The following is a 722-nucleotide window of genomic DNA, read 5'->3' as shown; positions in this document are numbered from 1 at the left end:
TGTCGAAAGGTGTCGAAGGAAAAGTTCGAGCGTAAAAAGCCGCACGTGAATGTGGGCACGATTGGTCACGTTGACCATGGCAAGACCACGCTGACGGCAGCCCTGACGGTGTGCCAGGCCAAGAAGTTTGGTGGTGAGTCCCGTGCTTACGACCAGATTGACAATGCTCCTGAAGAGCGGGCGCGTGGTATCACCATCGCGACGGCGCACGTGGAGTACGAGTCTGACGTGCGTCACTATGCTCACGTGGACTGCCCCGGTCACGCGGACTATGTGAAGAACATGATCACGGGTGCGGCGCAGATGGATGGTGCCATCCTGGTGGTATCCGCGGCCGACGGCCCGATGCCGCAGACGCGTGAGCACATCCTGCTGGCCCGCCAGGTGGGCGTGCCGTGCATTGTGGTGTTCATGAACAAGGCCGACATGGTGGACGATCCGGAGCTGCTGGAGCTGGTGGAGATGGAGGTTCGTGACCTGCTGTCCAGCTACGAATTCCCGGGTGACGACACCCCGATCATCACGGGTTCTGCGCTGAAGGCGCTGGAAGGCGACACCTCCGAGATTGGTGTGCCTGCCATCGACAAGCTGCTTGAAGCCCTGGACACCTACATTCCCGAGCCTGAGCGCGCGGTGGATGGTGCCTTCCTGATGCCGGTGGAGGACGTGTTCTCCATTTCCGGTCGTGGCACGGTGGTGACGGGTCGTATTGAGCGCGGCAT

General features: G+C 61.1%; 1 protein-coding gene. It reads left to right on the top strand.

Features of this window, described 5'->3' with window-relative positions; translation table 11 throughout:
* Positions 1 to 9: 9 nt before the first annotated feature.
* The coding region (locus tag LPW29_RS15250; RefSeq protein WP_238628721.1) for an elongation factor Tu at positions 10 to 722 on the top strand (713 nt) is incomplete at its 3' end.

Origin of the sequence: Ectothiorhodospira sp. 9100, assembly GCF_022227565.1 — a bacterium.
Taxonomy (GTDB): domain Bacteria; phylum Pseudomonadota; class Gammaproteobacteria; order Ectothiorhodospirales; family Ectothiorhodospiraceae; genus Ectothiorhodospira; species Ectothiorhodospira marina.
This window is presented reverse-complemented; position numbering and strand designations above follow the sequence as displayed.